The organism is Hahella sp. KA22 (assembly GCF_004135205.1).
In the GTDB taxonomy this organism is placed as follows: Bacteria; Pseudomonadota; Gammaproteobacteria; order Pseudomonadales; family Oleiphilaceae; genus Hahella.
Window position 1 is genome coordinate 3975430 of record NZ_CP035490.1, and the last position, 19086, is coordinate 3994515.

Annotated in this window: 18 protein-coding genes; 9 read left to right on the plus strand and 9 right to left on the minus strand. The window is 51.8% G+C overall.

Annotated features, from left to right (window positions below; translation table 11 throughout):
* The first annotated feature begins 137 nt into the window (after positions 1-137).
* The 3 genes from EUZ85_RS17775 (at position 138) to EUZ85_RS17785 (ending at position 2545) form a co-directional block, all read left to right on the plus strand.
* The gene (locus EUZ85_RS17775) at positions 138-911 is read left to right on the plus strand and encodes an ABC transporter substrate-binding protein (protein WP_127970548.1); all 774 of its coding nucleotides are present in this window, start codon (positions 138-140) and stop codon (positions 909-911) included.
* Between the two features lie 278 nt (positions 912-1189).
* Positions 1190-1768: an imm11 family protein gene (locus tag EUZ85_RS17780; RefSeq protein WP_127970549.1), complete on the plus strand. Its 579-nt coding sequence runs from the start codon at positions 1190-1192 to the stop codon at positions 1766-1768.
* A 3-nt stretch (positions 1769-1771) separates the two neighbouring features.
* Positions 1772-2545, plus strand: a complete 774-nt coding sequence (locus EUZ85_RS17785) for an Imm49 family immunity protein (RefSeq protein ID WP_127970550.1) — start codon at positions 1772-1774, stop codon at positions 2543-2545.
* A 289-nt stretch (positions 2546-2834) separates the two neighbouring features.
* On the opposite strand, the gene EUZ85_RS17790 is transcribed toward EUZ85_RS17785, so the two are convergent.
* The 3 genes from EUZ85_RS17790 to EUZ85_RS17800 all read right to left on the minus strand — a co-directional run bounded on the left by EUZ85_RS17790 (position 2835) and on the right by EUZ85_RS17800 (position 5349).
* Positions 2835-3077: a hypothetical protein gene (locus tag EUZ85_RS17790; RefSeq protein WP_206618103.1), complete on the minus strand. Its 243-nt coding sequence runs from the start codon at positions 3075-3077 to the stop codon at positions 2835-2837.
* Positions 3078-3443: 366 nt separating this feature from the next.
* On the minus strand, positions 3444-4355 hold the full coding sequence (locus EUZ85_RS17795; RefSeq protein WP_127970551.1) for an NYN domain-containing protein: 912 nt from the start codon (positions 4353-4355) through the stop codon (positions 3444-3446).
* 316 nt (positions 4356-4671) lie between these two features.
* Positions 4672-5349, minus strand: a complete 678-nt coding sequence (locus EUZ85_RS17800) for a type 1 glutamine amidotransferase domain-containing protein (protein WP_127970552.1) — start codon at positions 5347-5349, stop codon at positions 4672-4674.
* Positions 5350-5477: 128 nt separating this feature from the next.
* Between EUZ85_RS17800 and EUZ85_RS17805 the strand changes: the two genes are divergently transcribed.
* On the plus strand, positions 5478-6389 hold the full coding sequence (locus EUZ85_RS17805; protein WP_127970553.1) for a LysR family transcriptional regulator: 912 nt from the start codon (positions 5478-5480) through the stop codon (positions 6387-6389).
* Positions 6390-6423: 34 nt separating this feature from the next.
* Here EUZ85_RS17805 and EUZ85_RS17810 read toward each other — a convergent pair whose 3' ends face one another.
* Positions 6424-6807 carry a helix-turn-helix domain-containing protein gene (locus EUZ85_RS17810; RefSeq protein WP_127970554.1) on the minus strand — a complete coding sequence of 128 codons (384 nt, stop codon included), beginning with the start codon at positions 6805-6807 and terminating at the stop codon, positions 6424-6426.
* A gap of 117 nt (positions 6808-6924) precedes the next feature.
* Here EUZ85_RS17810 and EUZ85_RS17815 point away from each other — a divergent pair, with 117 nt between their 5' ends.
* Entirely contained in the window at positions 6925-7851 is a 927-nt protein-coding gene (locus tag EUZ85_RS17815) for an alpha/beta fold hydrolase (RefSeq protein WP_241567072.1), read from the plus strand.
* Between the two features lie 118 nt (positions 7852-7969).
* Here the strand turns inward: EUZ85_RS17815 and EUZ85_RS17820 are convergent, their stop codons facing one another.
* From EUZ85_RS17820 to EUZ85_RS17830, 3 genes are all read right to left on the minus strand, one after another.
* Entirely contained in the window at positions 7970-8455 is a 486-nt protein-coding gene (locus tag EUZ85_RS17820) for a VOC family protein (protein ID WP_127970556.1), read from the minus strand.
* Positions 8456-8636: 181 nt separating this feature from the next.
* Positions 8637-9251 carry a hypothetical protein gene (locus tag EUZ85_RS17825; RefSeq protein WP_127970557.1) on the minus strand — a complete coding sequence of 205 codons (615 nt, stop codon included), beginning with the start codon at positions 9249-9251 and terminating at the stop codon, positions 8637-8639.
* A 112-nt stretch (positions 9252-9363) separates the two neighbouring features.
* On the minus strand, positions 9364-10536 hold the full coding sequence (locus EUZ85_RS17830; RefSeq protein ID WP_206618105.1) for a serine hydrolase: 1173 nt from the start codon (positions 10534-10536) through the stop codon (positions 9364-9366).
* A gap of 392 nt (positions 10537-10928) precedes the next feature.
* On the opposite strand from EUZ85_RS17830, the gene EUZ85_RS17835 reads away from it, so the two are divergent.
* Complete coding sequence (locus EUZ85_RS17835) at positions 10929-11336, plus strand: GFA family protein (protein WP_127970558.1); 408 nt, start codon at positions 10929-10931, stop codon at positions 11334-11336.
* A gap of 200 nt (positions 11337-11536) precedes the next feature.
* Here the strand turns inward: EUZ85_RS17835 and EUZ85_RS17840 are convergent, their stop codons facing one another.
* Positions 11537-12067, minus strand: coding sequence for a hypothetical protein (locus EUZ85_RS17840; protein ID WP_127970559.1), 531 nt, complete (start codon positions 12065-12067; stop codon positions 11537-11539).
* Positions 12068-12254: 187 nt separating this feature from the next.
* Complete coding sequence (locus EUZ85_RS17845) at positions 12255-14240, minus strand: galactose oxidase-like domain-containing protein (RefSeq protein ID WP_127970560.1); 1986 nt, start codon at positions 14238-14240, stop codon at positions 12255-12257.
* Positions 14241-14528: 288 nt separating this feature from the next.
* On the opposite strand from EUZ85_RS17845, the gene EUZ85_RS17850 reads away from it, so the two are divergent.
* From EUZ85_RS17850 to EUZ85_RS17860, 3 genes are all read left to right on the plus strand, one after another.
* Positions 14529-15362 carry an NPP1 family protein gene (locus EUZ85_RS17850; protein ID WP_164887281.1) on the plus strand — a complete coding sequence of 278 codons (834 nt, stop codon included), beginning with the start codon at positions 14529-14531 and terminating at the stop codon, positions 15360-15362.
* Between the two features lie 290 nt (positions 15363-15652).
* Positions 15653-16960 carry an acetyl-CoA C-acetyltransferase gene (locus EUZ85_RS17855; protein ID WP_127970562.1) on the plus strand — a complete coding sequence of 436 codons (1308 nt, stop codon included), beginning with the start codon at positions 15653-15655 and terminating at the stop codon, positions 16958-16960.
* A 15-nt stretch (positions 16961-16975) separates the two neighbouring features.
* Positions 16976-19084, plus strand: a complete 2109-nt coding sequence (locus EUZ85_RS17860; RefSeq protein WP_206618106.1) for a 3-hydroxyacyl-CoA dehydrogenase NAD-binding domain-containing protein — start codon at positions 16976-16978, stop codon at positions 19082-19084.
* The last annotated feature ends 2 nt before the right edge of the window (positions 19085-19086 follow it).

Below are 19086 nucleotides of genomic sequence, written 5' to 3' on the forward strand. Positions count from 1 at the left end.
TATTATCGCCGTTCCCATACCTCATTCTGTACTTTTATTGAACTGCTCTATACTCATTTACTAGGATGCAGCTCTTCTTAGTCACCACTACTGCGGGTGCTAGACTCATAATACGCTATGACGAGTGAGGCCTACTCATGGTTATCATTTCCAGTATTCTCAAGAGAATATTCTTAGCCTTTTCTATACTCACCTGTGCGCACGCTAGTGCTGAGACGATTAAAATATCCAACGGCGAATGGGCGCCTTTCACTTCTCAAAGTTATAAACATTTCGGCCTTGCTTCGCATATCGTTTCAGAAGCATTCAAAGCCGCCGGCGTTGATGTTGAATACGTTTTTTATCCTTGGGCCAGAGCCTTGATTGACGCCAAGGAAGGAAAGGAACTGGCGGCGACCATCGTTTGGACTTATAGCGATGAAAGAGCGCAGGATTTCCTCTATACGGACCCTGTTTTTGCACTGCAGTCAGTTTTCTTTCACAAAAAGGGAAAGGTGGTTGATTGGCAGAATCTCTCCGAATTGAAAGACTACAAATTTGGCGCCGCCATTTCGTACAGTTATGGCGATGAATTCAATAAACTTGAGGAAGAGGGCGTATTCAATGTAGCCCGTATCGCTAATGACTCCAATAACTTGAAGAAACTGGTGTCTGGACGCATAGATTTATATCCTGCGGAGATGCTGGTTGGTCTTGAGATGATAAAAAATGAGTTATCGCCGAGCGAAGCTGAACAGATAACCTACTCCAAACCATATAGAGAGTCGGATTATTTTGTTCTTGTATCAAAGAAGTATCCGGGCAGTTCCGAGTTAGTGAAGAAGTTTAATGAGGGGCTCGCGAAGATCAAAGAAAGCGGGCTGTACCAAAAAATGATGGATGATAGCATTCAGGGGAATTACAGCCCCTAGCCAGCGTTTTTTATCATAGAAATGCGTTAAAGCACCCAGTTTCTCGCAAAAAGTATGGGCGTTGATCGTCAAATCAGGTTCATACCTCTTCACGATAAAGCCGTTGATTACTTCTATGTCTGCTTCAGCAGGCCCTGGTCCGGGTATGAAAAATATCGTGCCAGCGTTCGCAGTAGAAGCATGAGTATGAAATTGTTATCAGGTGAGGGGGGCTGATTGTAATTTTTTCCGTGAGAGCACACTGCTATATTCGTCAAATAGAAACAGAGGAGTAACGCATGACGTCTTACTTTCACTTCGGATCCACCGGGGACTTGAACAACAGTAGGCTTTGTCTAATCGAAGACGCCCCCAAGGATATGGGAAAGTATAGCTTCACTCTTACCACGGGCATGCCGGCAACACCCTACTTTCCCCAAGATGCAAAGGTGTATCTGCGCGAGGAGAATCCGGGCGCAAAACTGGAAGATATCGTGGGCAATACCAGAGGGTGTTTCATCGCATCTTCGAAAGTGGAGGCCATTGTGCGCGAGTTTGCGCCTGAGGGTGTTGAGTTTTTACCGTTTACCCTGATCAACCACAAGAACAAGGTACATTCTAAGGATTTGCGATTCATCAATCCCTTGCAGATCTTCGATTGCCTTGATTATGACGCAGCGGAGGTGGAGCTGGATGACGATGGCGCCATCGAATATTTTGAAGAGTTGATCCTCTGTCGCGCGAAGCTGGAACATGCCCCTCATATTTTTCGGATCGCCGGTTCCAAAACGGATATCGTTTTCAGTGAAGCCCTTACCAATGCTTTGAAGGCTGCTGAGACAACCAATCTGCTCTTGGATGAGTTGGAAATCGTCTAGCCGATGTCAAACCACTTGTTGCCCGTTTTCTTCGAAAATGCAGCCTACGATGTGGCCTGTTTGGTTCCCTCCATCATCGCTTCCCGTGCCGTGCTGGCGGATGTTCTTGCCCTCAATTCCCACTACCGCATCAGGGGTATCAGCGATCTGTTCATGAGGGAGCGTCCCGACGTGTGCTTGGATTGTTTCCATCGTGGTGGTCGTGCCTACAAACAATGGCTCATGAAGGCGAACGAAAACGACAAGGCAACGGGTTTGGGTGTTCCTTTCTTTGATGCTGTGGCCAGTGGTGATGAGGAAGGAGCGCGCCAAATTGCCAGCCTTTCGCGACAAACCCACAATCCGGATTTGGAGTACGAGGAGGATTTCCTTTATTTACACTACCTGATGGAGGTTTTTTACCGAAATAACGGGCAGCATGGGGAGGCGGTCTTAACTGCTTACGAGGATACCTTGGCCCAAGAGGACTTTCGTTTCGACATCTGTCTCGCCTTCCATGCAGGGGATACAGAGCTGTTTGAGGAGGCAATGGCCCGGCTTTGGGAGAATCACAAAACCCTCTATCTGAAACTTGCCAACGCCGACACCGTAGAAATGGAGCGGTTGCAAACTGAAGGCCATTTGTGTGTGGAGGCGCTAGCCCTTGTGATCCTGGCTCGAAGACGAGGGCTGATGGTGCAGGATCACTACCCGTTTATTCCTTCCATTTTGCGCGAGCCGATTTCACTTGCCTACTGCGACCATAGCTGGAAAACACCGGAGGTACTAACTACATGACCATCTCAACTAAGGCCTTTTCGACTTGACCTGTATCACGTTCATGCTCGCAGCAACTGGAAAAAGATCGCACTTTGTCTCAAATATCACTCAAGCGACGCTACGATATCACTCCTGGCGAATATCGACTTTAACGATCAAGTTGGAAACGGCGGCGTAGTAGCGCGAGGGCACAGTTTTAAATCATTTAACAGAACAGATGTCGGTGTGCGCTTCCTGATTCCAATATCCAATTTAACATAATATATATTATGCGCATTTATGGATATACCGAGCAAGACAGAGGCCTCTATGGAGATAACGTCTCTTTTGTAATTTCTTGCTGGCGGTTTTTCGCGAGGAACGCCAGATGTAAATGCGCAGGTTTTTCCTTGGCTTCGAATAAACACAGTGACGATTTACCGTCCGTACTCAGTTCGATACCAAGCGGACCTTCTTGAACAACCGAGACGCCAAGTGGCGCCAACGCCGTAAGGTAGAATGTCTTGCTGGTTGCGTAGTTACTGACTCCAAATACGACATGATCAAACACGAATGTTTTCTCCTTTGCGTGCGTGTTGGCCTCAAACACCGATGTTGGTGCGGACGTGAATCCTGTAAGGGATCTTAATCACTTTTGCTGGTGAAAGATAATTTGCCTGGTCAGGTCATTTGCATTGGATAGTTTTGCGGTTGGTGAATTTGGGGATTTTGGATAGTGAACACGAATAAAACCGTGTGAGCAGTAATATTCGCCATACATACAATGTCCACTAATTGACATTAGTGGACATTAGATCGCTAAGCCCCCGGGCCCAAGTAGCCCTTCATGACGACTGGGGCCAAAGTTACAAGAAAAGGCCTGAGAAGCTTGTATAGGCGGCAACTCCTATTTGCCTCCCTTGGACGTTCTTTGCGCCTAAGCAAGCACTCTGGAGCTTATATCTCGTAAAGAAAGATATTCAACGAATTCCCCTTCCGCTGCGACCGGAATGATCTTTACAGCGCAGGTTTTGTTGCCTTTTTCACTTGTTCCTCGCTCAAACTCCAGCTGACACCCACTTTTTGCAATAGTGGTCATCTCTGAGTTCGTGGGGCGAGTTCCTCCAGAAAAGCGGACATGTGATACATGGAAAAAAAGATCGCTCGTTTTTCCGGATTCATCCTTCACCGTTAAGAAACCAAAGCCTTTATCTTCTCTCCAGGAGCCGGCCTTAATGGTGGCGATCTCACGAACAGGCTTTGTGGCCTTCTCTTTCTTTTCCGTTTTGGTTGGTTGTTTGAGGGCGGCCTGATTTTTCTTCAGAAACCCGTGGATCTTATGGCCATGTTCGCCATCCGGACGATAAAAAGTATCCACGCCTTGACTCAGTTCAGTGGAAATATTATCGAAAGCGAATGCCTCCACCTTTTTTCCCTTGTGCTGCAATGCGGATACGACGCGGGAAAAATCACCGTCTCCGCTACCCAGTAGAACATAGTCGAGATTGTCGGTCTGGAGCAAAGCGTCCACGGCCAACTCCAGATCCACATTGCCTTTTGCGTAGACGGTCCCGTCTTCTTGTTGGTACTTTTTCAAAGGCTTTTCGAACACCCTGAATCCGGCATTGCGGATATCACTGCGGTGTTTGCGTTGCTCCTGCCGATATTTGGCGTCTTTTTGCTCCCTGTCTTCATCAACCGCCATGTAGGTATTCGCTCGAATAACAAGCATTCCTAGATCTTCCACAAACTTTATGATGGCGCTGTAGTCCAGCCCCTCACGATCCTGGCCATAGATCAAATTGTCATTGTCGATGAATATTCCGGCTTTTAGCCCATCGTATTTCATGTGTCACTTCCGCTCTGAGTCGCTTATAACCTTTTTACTCATTATATCTGGCGGAATCTCGGCCGCCCCCACTAATTCGTAACATTTATAAGTGGGGGGCCTTGGACTCTGTGAAAATGCCCTGAATCGTCTTCTATGTAGGATCGCGCTCACCACACGCGGCGTTGATATAACCAGCTGATTTGAACCATAAGAGCGTCCGCTTCACGGCTTCATCCAGTGAAACGGATGCTTCAAAGCCGAGCTCTTTCTTCGCCTTGTCTCCCGACAAAAATTGTCCGGACGCCCTCACCCGGACTGTTGCCAGTTGATCACTTCACTTCAATAAAGCCAGTAAAGCCTGAGCAGCGCCTTCAGAACTGGCGGGGTTTTGTCCGGTGACCAGGAGGCCGTCAGTGACAACGTGAGGCTGCCAATCAGCGCCCTTCTCATAATGACCGCCCAGGTTATGGAACTCGTCTTCAATTAAGAACGGCACGACGGAGGTCAGTCCTACTGCGTCCTCTTCGCTGTTGGAGAAGCCTGTGACTTTACGGCCGGCGATCAAAGGATTTCCTTTCTCGTCGCGTACTTTGATCAGCGCGCCCGGAGCATGACAAACCAGCCCGACAGGCTTGCCAGTTTGCGCAAATGTTTCGATGAGAGAGATGGATTTCGAATCGTTAGCCAGATCCCAAAGCGGGCCGTGTCCGCCCGGATAGAAAACGGCGTCAAAGTCAGCGCTGTCAACGGACGCCAGAGGGACTGTCGTCGCCAGCTGTTGTTGGGCTTCCTGATCTTGATGAAAGCGCTCAGTTGCAGCGGTTTGGGCGCCTGGTTCATCGCTTTTGGGATCGATTGGCGGTTGGCCGCCGGCTGGCGAAGCCAAAGTAATCGTTGCGCCAGCATCCTTAAATACATAGTAAGGCGCTGCGAACTCTTCCAACCAGAATCCCGTCTTGTGGCCTGTCTCTCCAAGCCGGTCATGTGACGTCAACACTAATAAAACTTTCATAATTATCTCTCTGTTTGGGTTCATGATGATTGCTAAACATCCTAGGTCAAACCCATCAGCTGCAGAATAGGTTGAATGCTGAAATGACTTTTGTCTTAATGACAATAATCACAGTCTGAGAACCCGCAATGGACAAGTTACGCGCCATGCAGTATCTACTCAAAGTAGCGGATACACTGAGCTTTTCACGGGCGGCGAAGTCATTCGACGTGCCGGCTTCTTCCATTTCCCGCCGCATCGCTGATCTGGAAGCGGACCTGGGGGTGGAATTGCTCCACCGCACAACCCGTACTGTGCGGCTGACGGAGATTGGCTTGATTTATGTTGAAAAAGTGCGCGCGGGAGTGGCCCAGCTTGATGACGCCGAGGAAATGGTCAGTTTGCACAGCAGAACGCCAAGCGGCACATTACGCATTAGCGCAATGCCAAGTTTTAGCCAATTGCTGCTGCCAGCCGTCATCGCCTTCAATGAACATTATCCGGAGATTCTTCTGGACCTGCATTTTAGTGACGCTGTAGTGGAGATGGGACGCGATAGTATTGATATCGCCATTCGCAGCAGCCTTTTAACTCAAGAGCGGGTGGTCGCCCGCAAAATCCATAGTCACAATTATCTCCTTGCCGCGTCTCCAGAGTATTTAAAAAGACATGGGACGCCTCGCACACTGGAGGATCTGCAGGATCACCCGGCCCTGCTCTACCGCGGACCAAGTTCAGTTCTGAAATGGTACGGCCAGGACGCTGACGGCTGGTACGAGCTACCGATTTCACCACTCATGATCAGTAACGATGGCGCGACTTTGGTGGCGATGGCCTGCCAGCATCGAGGTCTTGTATTACTGCCCGAATGGGGGCTTGCGAGGTACGTCAATCGAGGCGAGCTCACTCCTATCGAGCTGAATCGGCCCATCTCGGTGCGCCGTGGAACTGAGGCCAGTCTCTACCTGATGTACTTACATGCCAGATATCAGATACCCAAAGTTAAACTGGCGGTGGATTTTCTGTTTGAACACCTAACCCAGAACTCGACGGACCTGTGATTTTTGCTTAATACGGGGCAGCCATGCTGCAAAACTAATCATTATCCCGGTCATACTCCCGTCGAGCGCTGCGTATTTCTTCATGGTGTGTGTTGGCCCATGAAACCAGTTTCCAGAGTGACTTGGCCAGACCTTCTCCCAGCGGAGTCAGTTTATATTCCACTTTTACCGGGACTTCTGGATAAACCGTGCGGTTAACGTATCCATCCCGCTCCAGATCTCTCAAGGTTTGCGTCAGCATGCGCTGAGAGATGCCTTCGATTCTGGTTTTCAGCGAATTGAAGCGATCTGGCCCTTCAACGAGGCTGAATAAGATCAGCATCGACCATTTATCCCCTACCTGACTGACCACATTTCGAATCGGACAGTCTTCATTTTGTAAGAAAACTCGCTTGCCGTTTTTGGTCTTGGTGCTCATTGCTCTTCACTCACAGGTTATCAAAAGGTAACTAGGGCAGATTTTAGTGCCTAATTGTTGTCCAAAATTCTTTTCTGTATGTTAGTACACATTAGTAACCTACTTGAAGACAATTTTATGACTCAATCTCTACTTAACCTGACGCTAAATGAATATTCAACCCGCCGCGCAGAATCCGCCATTGATTTCTTTACACCCAGATACGTAGCTGTCGGCAAATTTAACGTGCGGTATGTCCGCCACGTCAAAGAAAACGCCCCGACACTGGTGCTGCTTAATGGCTTACCTCAAAGCATCCGCATCTGGGAGAGTTTTTGGGAAAGGCTCTCTCATGATTTTAATCTGCTTGCCTTCGACATTCCTGGTTTCGGACTTACCAAAGCAGATGAAAGTGATATGACGCCGAGGAAACTGGGGCAAGCCGTCGTTGAAATAATGGATCACTTTGGCATTCAGAAGGCGCACCTGATTGGCCCCGATGTGGGCGTGCCCACCACGCTTGCAGCTGTTATTGCTCATCCTGAACGCTTCGAGAGCATTAATATTTTTGACGGTCCTGGCAGTTATCCGCCCAAAATGTCTCCCATTTTGACGGCGGTTATCAAATCAGGTTTCGTCAGGTGGCTTGCGAAGGGGCTTAATAGAAAGGCGGTTATGAAGACTAACTTTATGGTCGCAGTGAAAGAGGGTTACAAGCGTTATCGGCCCACAAAAAATGCAATTCGAGAGTATTACCAGATAACCCATGATCTGCAGAGTCATCGTTGCGCCATGAGTTTCTTTGGCGCCTACGCTCAGGATCTTCCCTGGATTCAGGAACGCCTGCGGAGCATTTCGGTTCCTGCCTTGGTGACCTGGGGGAAACTCGATCCGTTCGTTGATGTCAGCAACGCCGACTATCTTGCATCGCACATCCCCTTGAGCAAACTCGTCATCTTTGAAAACGCCTCCCACTTTTCATCTGAAGATGCGGGAGAAGAGTATTTAAAAACCTTAAAGAACTGGTGTCTGGGTGAATACAAGGCGGTACGGGGGAAAGCTTGATCCCCCCTACTCCTTTATTTCCCCATTCCTTCTCTTTTATTTGTGTCGACTATTTGTGTCTGCGTTGCCGAGACTCCACCCTGCCTTTCCATCAGGTTGGCGGAGTCTCATCGGGCGCTCAGGAGATATCCGCCACTGCCGCGTCGAGTGCGGCGATATCGATCTTCTTCATGGTCATCATCGCTTCGAACGCGCGCTTCGCCTCGATCGGGTTGGAACTTGTGGTCAGATCAAGCAGTCGTCGCGGCGTGATTTGCCATGAAAATCCCCAACGATCTTTGCACCAGCCGCAGGCGCTTTCCGCGCCGCCATTGTCGATAATGGCGTTCCAATAGCGGTCCGTTTCTTCCTGATTCTCCGTCACGACCATGAAGCTGACGGATTCATTGGGAGTGAAAACCGGACCGCCATTGAGACCGACAAACTGTCGTCCAAGCACCGTGAACTCGACGGTCAACTCGGTCCCTTCCCGACCGCCGGGAAAATCACCGGGGGCCATGTTGACTCGGCCGACATGACTATCGGGAAAAGTGGCGGCATAGAACTCAGCCGCTTTGCTGGCTTCACCGTGGTCAAACCACAGACAGGTAACGAGGTTGGTCATGATTATTCTCCTGAATTAAGGCTAACTCATTAGTTCCTGAACACTGAGTAGTCGTACAGCGTTACCTCATTTCGACAGCGATTCGGAAAAACTCAACTTTCAACGGAAATATCAGTCACCTGACCTGCCAAGTTAAAAACGACCGCCAGCAACATGAAGAGAAAGCGTTACAAATTACTTCTCACAAAAACCGAGCATCCACAAACTCCGGCGACTGCCAGCGATCAGTCTGGTTGTTACTGATGAAGTCGCCATACCAGGATTCGAGATCTTTGTAGTTGGCGGTCATTTTCTTCTTATCAAGTCCCGCTTCCTTGAGTTGCGCCATGTCGGCGAACTGGCTTGTTTGGGGGCGCACCAGGGCCACTGACAACATGCCTTCGAAGTCGATCGCACCGCTTAGTTCGGGCCAGTATAAAACTGCATCCGGCGTATCATCGGTTTTAAACGCCGAGGCGGATCGTAGCAGCGCCATTAACTTCTCCGCTAAACGTTCATCCGGCCCCATTACAGACATCACGAAAAAGCGAAATGCTTCCCCATCGGCGTCGTATTTCAACAGGACAAAGTAAGGGCCGCCCATGGCCAGTTTAAGCACATTAGACAGAGCCTGTTCTGTGGTCGTAGAAGCAGACTCCCAGTCAATCCGGGGCGTCTTGTCACTCCAATACCAGTTACGATACATCGCATCCCAGTCCGACACGGAGTCGACGCCCGCGGCGGGCGAGGCCAGCCACGCCTCATACTCAGATTCAGACAGATGTAACTTTCCGGCGACAATAAATGCATCACTCATTGAAGCTGTCTCGCTAATCACTATTGGGGAAAAAAATAGTAAGCGCTACAAGCCTGATCTGCAAAGTGATTTATTGGTCCCCTCGCCTACGGTTGCGTCGTTCGCGACCAGATCAAACCGCCAGTGACGCCCCCACCAATAACTCTTCCACCAGCGCACTGCGAAATGCTTCGCCGTCTTCATCGAGTTCCGAGTTGATTAGGACGAACACGCCGTGGCTCAGGTCTTCGGTCAGAACCAGGATATTGGCGGCGCCCAGGTCCCGGCCGCTGTGCCCGACGAACTGGCGTTCATTGACGCCTTCCAAGATCCAGCCCAGGCCTTGATAGGGATAAACCGTGGATTTTACCTGTCGCCGCAGCATTTCCCTGGGGGCTCTTGGCGACAGGATGTCTCTGCTGTTTTCGCCGCCGATCATGGCGCACACGGCTTTACAAAGATCCGCCACCGAACAGCGCAGCATGCCGGCGGGCGCATCCGGATAGCCTTGTTGCGGTAACTCAACAAGGCCGCCGTTCTGATAATCATAAGGTTTAGCGAGCACGTCAGGGTCGAACTGTCGCAGATACCAGTGGGCGTTCCAGATTCCCAGAGGTTCAAGCACGTTTCTTTCCACGTATGAAGCAAAGGGCTGGCCGCTGACGCACTCGATCACATATCCCGCCAGCGCCATCGCCACATTGCAGTAATCCCACTTTTGCCCCGGCCGCGCTCGACTATAAGACCCCTCAAGCGTGTAGGCGTCCCCTCCTTTCACCAGATAATTTTTTAGAAAACTGTCCAGACTTTGTCTGGGATCGCCTTCGTAGGAAGGATCGCCATGTCCTTCATCAGAAATGCTGGACGTGTGCGTGAGGAGGTGACGTGGCGTGATCGAGTCATGTGGACGATGGGGATTTCTGACCGCGAAGTCGACGTACTCGTTCACATCACAGTCCAGATCGAGCCTTTCACGCTCAAATAACTGCACCAGCGCGGTGCTGGTGAATAGCTTACTGATTGAGGCCAGATGCATAGGCGTGTCCACAGTGAGCTTGCGTCCCTTACCAATATCGGCGTAACCAAAGGACGAGGAATAAAGCGCGCCCAGGTCTTTAGACATGATGGCCACGGAAACGCCCGCAACATGAGCGGCATGCATGCGCGGTTGAATACCTGACTCAAATTGCTCCCGCCAGACATCGAAGGAACGCGAGGCGTCATGCGTGGATTTCGCCATGGCGAATTGGGGGGCGATCAGGCCTGCTATGCCCATTTTGAGTAAAGATCGTCTTATTAAAATCATGGATAGTTCCCTTATATCAGTCGTTATATCAGTCGTCGTACGATGGTCGAGCAGTTGTTTGAGGCATCACGCCGATGCGCCTTATCAGTTAGCATAATCACTCCTAACATAGCCTCCCCGCTATTACGCTGGGTTTGCAATCAAGGGCTTTCATTAGAGAGTTCGGGGCTATTTAAAACAAATATGAAACCTGTATTTATTAATACTTTTTTGCACTTGTACAAACTGATACAAGCGAATAATGCTTGACCACACATTAAACAGTATGAATAAAGTTTTACCGACTTATGTTTAAAATTAATCCAATAAAATGGCAGAGCCATTTCGAAATAATGTTATGATAAAGTACTGTGTTATTGTGATACTAAAATAAGATATAGAGGTTCTTTCCAATGGAATACCCGATTAATGGCTCCTGCCAATGCGGACAGGTTACCTACACGCTATCTAAACCGCCTGTTGCGATAGCTGCATGTCACTGCAAGCAATGCCAGAAGCTGTCCACCAGCGCTTTCAGCATAACCGCAATGATAGATGCCGATGCGATTGATATTCATGGGGAAATGAGCGAGTGGAGCAGAGTCGCAGCCAGCGGAAATACAAGCTCAGCCAAGTTTTGTGCGGTGTGCGCCAATCATATATACCATTACAACCCGAGCAATCCTTCGCATCTGATGTTGAAGCCATCCACCCTCTCGGATACCAGTATTATTAACCCAACTATTCACGTCTGGGTCAGTGAAAAACAGGACTGGTATAAAATACCGGAAGGCGCTTTAGTCTACGACACACAGCCGTAACGTATAGAGTTAACAGGCATGCTCATTGTACGCCCGCGAGATCGTGACTATTATGCGGGCGTTTAGTGTATATATGAAATGAAACAGTCGGCCAATTGAAATTTATCTAGAGGTTAGAGAAAAAATCACCCACTCATTGACGTTAGCGGATGATTACTTTTATTAACCTAATGCGTTTTGTGGCGCCATGTAAATTTGCGCTATAAGATCACACAAAGTCCAGCCGCCGGCTCGCTAACTTTAACATCACCTTTGCTATCAAAGGTCGCACTGCATTCACTGGTTGCAAAGTCTTTTTTGGCGGCTGTGCACGCCATCGACCTTAATGGAGAAAGATCGATAATAATTTTTTTATCACTTTTCAACGTTTCTAAATCGTTGATGAGCGCATCAATCGTACACTCATGGCTTCCTAACTCAATGCTTGGGTCGGCGCCAGCTTTCGAGTGCCCAATAAAAGTGCTGGGCGCTGTTTGCACCGCCACAGGCTCTATATGCACCGAATCGCCAAATTGTCGGATACTTTCTTTAAAGGCTTTCTGAAAGCTGTTTGCGCTTTCAACGCCTCTGTGGGACATACCCACCCCTATAGTGGCGTTTTGAGTATCTTTTACTTTAAAGATGAAGGCCGTACAAACGGTTAACTCCCCGGAGCACAAGGTTGTTTTGGCCGCGCCAGCCGTTTTGAGCGCCGTAGTGCAGCCCATTGCAACGTTTTTGATTATTGTCATTTGCTTTCCTTAAATTGTTTTTATTGCGAAAAGTAAGACTATGCCGCCGCACATTACGGAAAGGTTATGGGTTAACCTGCGTGACTCACGCACCTCTCGAACAAAACGAAAAAAGGCCAGCATGGGACTGGCCTTTGCTTCATTTTTCAATGAAGAAAATGTGGGTTAAATACTCCTATGGAGTTCCCTACAACGAATTGTCCAACTTCACCATTTTAGCTTCAGAGGGCACGCCGTTCTCATTGAGCGCGAACAGCATGTAGTAGCCAGGAGGCGCGATATTGGAGTTCAACGGCGTGGTCAGTCGGTAATAGTTATTGTCCATGGCGTCCACCTCCAGTTCGATGCGTCGTTGATCGGTATTGGATGAGTGGGTGACCGCAGACAAGCGGATCAGCGCAACAGAGCTGATGGTTTGTTTAGAGCTGATGTCGAAATCCTTGTTATAGCCGATTTTTCCGTTATATCCCGTCGGCCCATTGTCGACCAGGGAGATTTCCGGACGATCGCCTTTGAACAGGTACGGAGGGCTGTAGATTTCCGCCGTGGTGTAGTTGAATTTACAACTCGCTCCACAGGCTCCGCCGCCGGCGACCCAGATTCTGCCGTCAGGAAGCAGCACGGCGGTTGAGTGGTAGTCTCTGGGGTCCTGATGCTGAGCGACTTCGGTCCATTCATCATTGACCGGATCGTATATTTCCGGCGTATACACCGCTTCGCTGGTATCGAACAGGTGGCTGTCCCGGGAACCGCCCACCGTGAAAACGCCGCCATCCGGCATTACCACCGAGTTGGCGTAATACCGGGGATGGTGCATGTTTTCCTTGCGCACGGATTCACCGGTTTTCAGATCGATTTCATAGACGGAATACAGTGACTCACTGACATTGATTTCCGCCTGATCGTCTTTGTAGTCTTCAATACCAAACCGGGCGTTTCCGCCCATTAGCAACAGCTTGTCCGCGCTGTACTGGACATTGGTGGCGCCCTGAATGTACTTCGGTCCATCCTCACGTCCCAGGCCGGTCAGCGTGGAGCTGCCCTCGCCTTCGACGGTGTGACGCACGAAGTTTTTGTAGGGCGCGTACTCCAGAATGCTACCGTCATGCATGACGGCGAGTTTACGGTAATACTGCCCACGGGCCAGGCCGTAATCACTGTTTTGTCTGCCGTCGATATCAATAATGGTTTCGATTTTGTCGTAACCAATGTCCCTGGTATTGCTCAAATACCTGAAACTACGGGTGTCTGGATTCCAGATTTCTCCCTTGGCGTTATCAAAAAGGGAGTAAGAGTTATCCCCGTCGCCGCCGATGGTAAAAACAGAGCCGTCGCCGAGGACGACTGCGCTGTTGTACCAGCGGGCCTTTTCCAGGTCGTTTTCCCTCACCCAATCGTTGGTGTCTGAATTATAGGTCACCACATATTTGCGCTTGGCCTGGTTGCCTCCGCCGCCGAGAATCAGCAGGGAGCCATCCCGGTCCATCACCGTGGCTGGGCAGAACATCTCATAGGTATCTTTCACCACATATTGAGAAAGTTCTCCGCCTTTGGGATTGAACGTGCCGGTATAGGTGACGTCATCGCCATGAAAACTGATCGGCGTGGACCCCGACCAGAACACCAGCCGCCCGTCGGGTAGAACCGCTGACGCAATCGCCACCAGACCCAGCTCGAAGGTATCGCTCCACTCCCCAACCACCGTTTTCGCGGCCGGTTTGAGGTCGAACTTTTCATTGTCCCCGGTCGTGCAGCCGAATTGCATCAGCTTCGCCCCGTCAGTGAATCGATTGCCTGCGATATTCAGGCAGAGCTCCGTGCCCGCCTCAGTTATCCGATAACCATCCCTTAACGGCGCGATATTCAGCGGCCTTGCGGCCTGGCAATCGCCCAGCTTGACGTCCGCTCCGGCGACGCCAGGCACATTAATGCAATACTCCCTGTTCTCAACCGTGGTGGCCAGTTGGTAACTCCCGTCAGGGTTCTGGCGAGCGTTCCACAACAGGGAGTCCGCTGAGCAGGCCAACTGGACCAATCCCATCGTTGCGTTGCTTTGAAAGCACAGTCCACTGTCCTTGCCGGCAAGGTTAAACAAGCCCGCCGGTATCTCAGCAAACGCCATCTGGGAGGTCACAGCTATGCCCGTACCTACAATAATTTCACGTATTCTCACGTGTACTTCTCCAAATTAATTAACTTCTTAGGATTCTCATGCAGCTTGTTGTTTTTATTGACTAACATGAGCACCTGTTAGAAGGGCGTCTGGAGAATTGGTTCAATTTTTTCGATAAAATTAATCGATTAACTTGAAGAATTTGCGAATTGTGAGTGAAACCGGCGCGTCCCCCGGTTTTGTCCTCCCTGGAGCTTCTGCGCTAAAAACTGACTGACATTCCATTGCTGGCATGGCGTTTCGACTACACTGCTTTGTGATAATTCTGATATGACAAGGATTTGTATTATGAAATTAATGAATACCGCTATCCCTGTATCGGCGGCTCTAAGTGTCGTTGTGTTGATATCTCTTCACGGCAACCATGCGTTGGCGAAGGACTGGAGCCACGTTGATAAGTGCCCTTCTAATCAAAACGCCTGCTTTATCCCTATCGTTGCGACAACCGCCGCCGCTGACATGGAATACACGATCGGATTTGATTTTGATACTGACGGCTGCCTGCCATCCGCTGGCGTGTCAAAAGATATGAAACCCAATCCTGGCATTAAAAACTCCGGCTCCCTGGACGGCCACTGCGCTTATCAGAACCAGTTAAGCTACAGCAACACCATGCACCGAGCGACCTGCGTCAGCGCAAACGGCAACGAATACTGTTCCCAGATGTTTGCGTTGTACTTCGTCAAAGACCAAGTCGTTGCAGGCGCAGACGCCTTCGGACACACCAATGACTGGGAGTTCGGGCTCATATGGACGACCAATCAGCAGCTGACCCACGCCAGCTATAGCCACCACGGTAAAGTGACAACAGCCCCAGTGTCCGACCTGTACTCCGTCAAGCCCAATCAGGTGCTTATGGTTTATCACAAAGACGGGGGCTCCACTCATGCAATGCGATTCGCCAAGCCTGGAGAAATACCTGAGAACCCGACCTGCATGGTGAAGTGTGAATGGGTGACTCCCAATATTGCCGATTGGAACAAAATCGCCGCGGGCTACAGGGACGTTTTCACCGAGCATAATTACGGAAAAGCCAATATGCCGATGAAGGAAGCCAACTTCATACCCAATATCACTCTCGCCATCCCACCTGGATACCCGCCCGCCAATATCTGGCAATAGGAGCCCAGCCCTAACTAAGCGTGTCGCCTGAAACAACGACACGCCGTGTTGCGCACAAAATTGATGAAATACGACTATTACGCGCTCTTGTAAGCCTTACAAAAGCATTGCAAGTCTGACGGAAACAACGTCGCATATCAGGCTTATCGCCCTCGCCTCACAGCACTCTTTCGCTCACCGTCAGCCCGGCGCATTCCCTCCGTTCGCCATGCCAAGGCTGTGGCGGTCGGGGCATGTTTCTTGCCCCGGTCAACAGTCAATGGACTGCAACTGCTGAAGCGAGGAAACCTATGTCTATACAGGAATCTCAACCCTCCGAGCCCGTCTATGTGGTAGACGGCGCCCGCTCTCCCTTTATCAAAGCCGGCGACAGACCCGGCCCCTTTCACGCCGGCGATCTCGCTGCGCAGACTGGAGCAGCGTTGCTGCTGCGGCAGCCGTTTAACGCGGAGGCGATTGATGAAGTGATACTCGGCAACACCATGGCCGGCCCTGACGAGGCCAACATTGGTCGCGTGGCCGCCCTGAGGATGGGATGCGGCGAGGCGACGCCCGGCTACACCGTACATCGTAACTGCGCCTCGGGCATGCAGGCGCTGGATAACGCCGCCGCCAGTATCGCCGACGGGCGCTCCGATTTGATTCTGGCCGGAGGCGTGGAAGCCATGAGCCACGCTCCAGTGCTACTGCGCGAGGATATGCTCAACTGGCTTGCGGATTGGCGTAAAGCGGACTCTCCGCTGGAAAAAATCAAGCTCATTCCAGAGTTCGAAACCCAATATGTACAGCCGGTTATTGGACTACTGCGAGGACTGACTGACCCCATCGTCGGCCTGAACATGGGACAGACCACAGAAAAAGAGGCGCAGCATTTCGGCGTGTCGCGACAGGCCATGGACGAGTACGCCGCGCTCAGCCAGCAACGTTTGGCCCATGCCGATGAAGCGGGTTACTTTAAAGAGGAGCGCACGCCGCTGTACTCCCCCGACGGGACTTTTTTTGGCAAAGATAACGGCATGCGTCCGGACACCACGCCAGAGTCTCTGGCGCGACTGAAACCCGCCTTTGATCCCTTCGGCAGCGTCACCGCCGGCAACAGCTCGCAGATCACCGACGGCGCCTGCTGGCTGTTGCTGGCCAGCGAACGGGGCCTGAAAAAACACGGCCTCACCCCCATCGCCCGTCTCTCCCATACCGCCTGGGCCGCGCTTGATCCGTCCATGATGGGGCTCGGCGTCACCCTTTCCTCAACCGCCATTCTCAAACAACGAGGCTGGGGCCTGGACGACATCGATTACTGGGAAATCAATGAGGCGTTCGCCGGGCAGGTATTGGCCTGTCTGAACGCATGGGCCGACGACGCCTATTGTCGAGAGCAGCTGGGGCTGGAGCAAGCCATGGGAGAACTGGATATGACGCGCCTGAACGTAGACGGCGGGGCCATCGGGCTTGGCCATCCTATCGGCGCCAGCGGCGCCCGCATTGTCCTTCACCTGATCCACGTTCTGCGTCGTCATCAGGCGCGACGCGGCATCGCTTCATTATGCATCGGCGGCGGACAAGGCGGCGCGATGCTGGTGGAAAATATCGAATCGTAAAGGGAGAACCTAACCATGGAGCAGACTCAAGAAGCCCACCCCATCACCGAACTGGAACGATCCGCCTTTATGCACTGGCGTCTACAGCGGGACGCCGACAATATTCTCTGGTTGCGACTGGATCAAAAAGACGCTTCCGCCAACCTGTTGGGAACGGAGGCGCTGGGGGAACTGACCCGCATTGTCGACCTGCTGGAGCAACAGGACACAAGCTCAGGGGCGCCAGGCGTCCTGGCCTTTATCTCCGACAAGGACGCAGGCTTCATCGCCGGCGCCGACATCAACATGATCGAGCAACTGCAAAGCCTTGAACGACCTGTCGATCGTATTCTGTCCATCCAACAGATTTTCAACCGGATCGAAGCGCTGCCCTATCCTACGGTGGCGGCGATTCATGGCTATTGCCTCGGTGGCGGATTGGAGCTGGCTTTGGCGTGCCGGTTCCGCATCGCCGCGGCTGACGCCAGGCTCGGCTTTCCCGAAGTGAAACTGGGTCTTCATCCCGGTTGGGGCGGCACGGTGCGTTTACCCCGGTTGATCGGCGTCACCGACGCCATGGAGATGATTCTTGGTGGTAAACCGGTTTCCGGCGAACGCGCTCAGGAACTGGGACTGGTGGACCACATCGCGCCGCGGCGTCAGTTCGCCAACGCCGTGCTCGCTATCCTGCGGGACAATCCCAAGCCCCATGAACCCAGCCTCGGCGGCAAGATTCTGAACGCCTCAATGTTGAGTGGCCCGGTGGCGTCGGAACTGGAACGACGACTGCGCAAACGCGCGGATCGCCGCCATTATCCCGCTCCGTACGCCGTCGTCGACCTTTGGGACCATCATGGGCGGGACACGGAAAAAATGCTGTACAAAGAAGCGGAATCCTTCGTCGCCATGAGCCGCACCCCCGCCTCACAGAATCTGCGGCGCACCTTTCTGCTGCAGCAGGAGCTGAAAAGCATGGGTAGTGAGGCCCGGGACCAGATTCGTCATGTGCATGTCATCGGCGCCGGCGCCATGGGAGGCGATATCGCCGCCTGGTGCGCGCTCAAAGGGTTGCGCGTCACCTTGCAGGATCAAGACCCCGAAAGCATCGCCACGGCGTACAAGCGTGCGGATGCGCTGTTCCGGCATAAGCTTGAGCACAAACGGCTGGCGATGGTCGCGCGGGATCGCCTGACGCCGGACCCCGAAGGCATCGGTCTGGGCCGTGCGGATCTGGTGCTGGAGGCGATTCCGGAAAAGCGGGAAGCCAAACTGCAGCTTTACAAGGACATAGAGCCGCGCATGAAAGAAGATGCGATTCTGGCCACCAACACTTCCAGCATCCCCATTGATGAGTTAGCGCGAGGACTTGCCCGTCCCGAGCGCCTGGTGGGTTGCCACTTCTTCAACCCGGTCGACAAAATGCAGCTGGTGGAAGTGGTTAAAGGCGACCAAACCTCTCAACAGGCGTTTGAGCGCGCCATGGCCTTCGCCTCTCTCATCAAACGCGCGCCCACCCCCGTTAACAGCGCCCCTGGCTTCTTCGTGAACCGGGTGCTGACGCCCTATCTGCTGGAAGCGATGATGATGTATGACGAGGGCATCCCGGCAGAGACGCTGGACGCGGCGGCGGAAGAGTTCGGCATGGCCATGGGACCAGCGGAGACTGTGGACCTGGTGGGAGTCGATATTTGTCTGGATGTTGCAGAGCACATGAGCGGATTGATTCGTGGCGACGCGCCGGAAATGTTCAAAAGCTGGGTGTCCAAAGGCCGTCTCGGTCGCAAAACCGGTCAGGGATTTTATGAGTACAAGGATGGCGAACCGCAAAAAAACAGGGTGTCGCGACCAGAGGACCCGGAAATGGAAGCCATCCGCCAGCGCATGATCTACCGCATGTTGAACGAAGCCGTGGCCTGTCTGCGGGAAAAAGTCATTGAACACCCAGACCATGGCGATCTGGCGATGGTGCTGGGAGCAGGTTTTGCGCCTTTCAGAGGTGGTCCATTCCGCTATATTGAGGCCTGCGGCCCCACGCCAATAAAGCGCCAGCTCATCCTGATGACGCAGGACTATGGCGACCGTTTCTCACCGGATAAAGGTTGGGACACACTTGTCCTGGGGGCGAAGGCGAGCGAAGAAGTCTGATG

Coding starts and splice junctions, on each gene's coding strand:
- EUZ85_RS17775 (WP_127970548.1), top strand. CDS start 138: ATGGTTATCATTTCCAGTATTCTCAAGAGAATATTCTTAGCCTTTTCT.
- EUZ85_RS17780 (WP_127970549.1), top strand. CDS start 1,190: ATGACGTCTTACTTTCACTTCGGATCCACCGGGGACTTGAACAACAGT.
- EUZ85_RS17785 (WP_127970550.1), top strand. CDS start 1,772: ATGTCAAACCACTTGTTGCCCGTTTTCTTCGAAAATGCAGCCTACGAT.
- EUZ85_RS17795 (WP_127970551.1), bottom strand. CDS start 4,355: ATGAAATACGATGGGCTAAAAGCCGGAATATTCATCGACAATGACAAT.
- EUZ85_RS17800 (WP_127970552.1), bottom strand. CDS start 5,349: ATGAAAGTTTTATTAGTGTTGACGTCACATGACCGGCTTGGAGAGACA.
- EUZ85_RS17805 (WP_127970553.1), top strand. CDS start 5,478: ATGGACAAGTTACGCGCCATGCAGTATCTACTCAAAGTAGCGGATACA.
- EUZ85_RS17810 (WP_127970554.1), bottom strand. CDS start 6,807: ATGAGCACCAAGACCAAAAACGGCAAGCGAGTTTTCTTACAAAATGAA.
- EUZ85_RS17815 (WP_241567072.1), top strand. CDS start 6,925: ATGACTCAATCTCTACTTAACCTGACGCTAAATGAATATTCAACCCGC.
- EUZ85_RS17820 (WP_127970556.1), bottom strand. CDS start 8,455: ATGACCAACCTCGTTACCTGTCTGTGGTTTGACCACGGTGAAGCCAGC.
- EUZ85_RS17825 (WP_127970557.1), bottom strand. CDS start 9,251: ATGAGTGATGCATTTATTGTCGCCGGAAAGTTACATCTGTCTGAATCT.
- EUZ85_RS17830 (WP_206618105.1), bottom strand. CDS start 10,536: ATGATTTTAATAAGACGATCTTTACTCAAAATGGGCATAGCAGGCCTG.
- EUZ85_RS17835 (WP_127970558.1), top strand. CDS start 10,929: ATGGAATACCCGATTAATGGCTCCTGCCAATGCGGACAGGTTACCTAC.
- EUZ85_RS17840 (WP_127970559.1), bottom strand. CDS start 12,067: ATGACAATAATCAAAAACGTTGCAATGGGCTGCACTACGGCGCTCAAA.
- EUZ85_RS17850 (WP_164887281.1), top strand. CDS start 14,529: ATGAAATTAATGAATACCGCTATCCCTGTATCGGCGGCTCTAAGTGTC.
- EUZ85_RS17855 (WP_127970562.1), top strand. CDS start 15,653: ATGTCTATACAGGAATCTCAACCCTCCGAGCCCGTCTATGTGGTAGAC.
- EUZ85_RS17860 (WP_206618106.1), top strand. CDS start 16,976: ATGGAGCAGACTCAAGAAGCCCACCCCATCACCGAACTGGAACGATCC.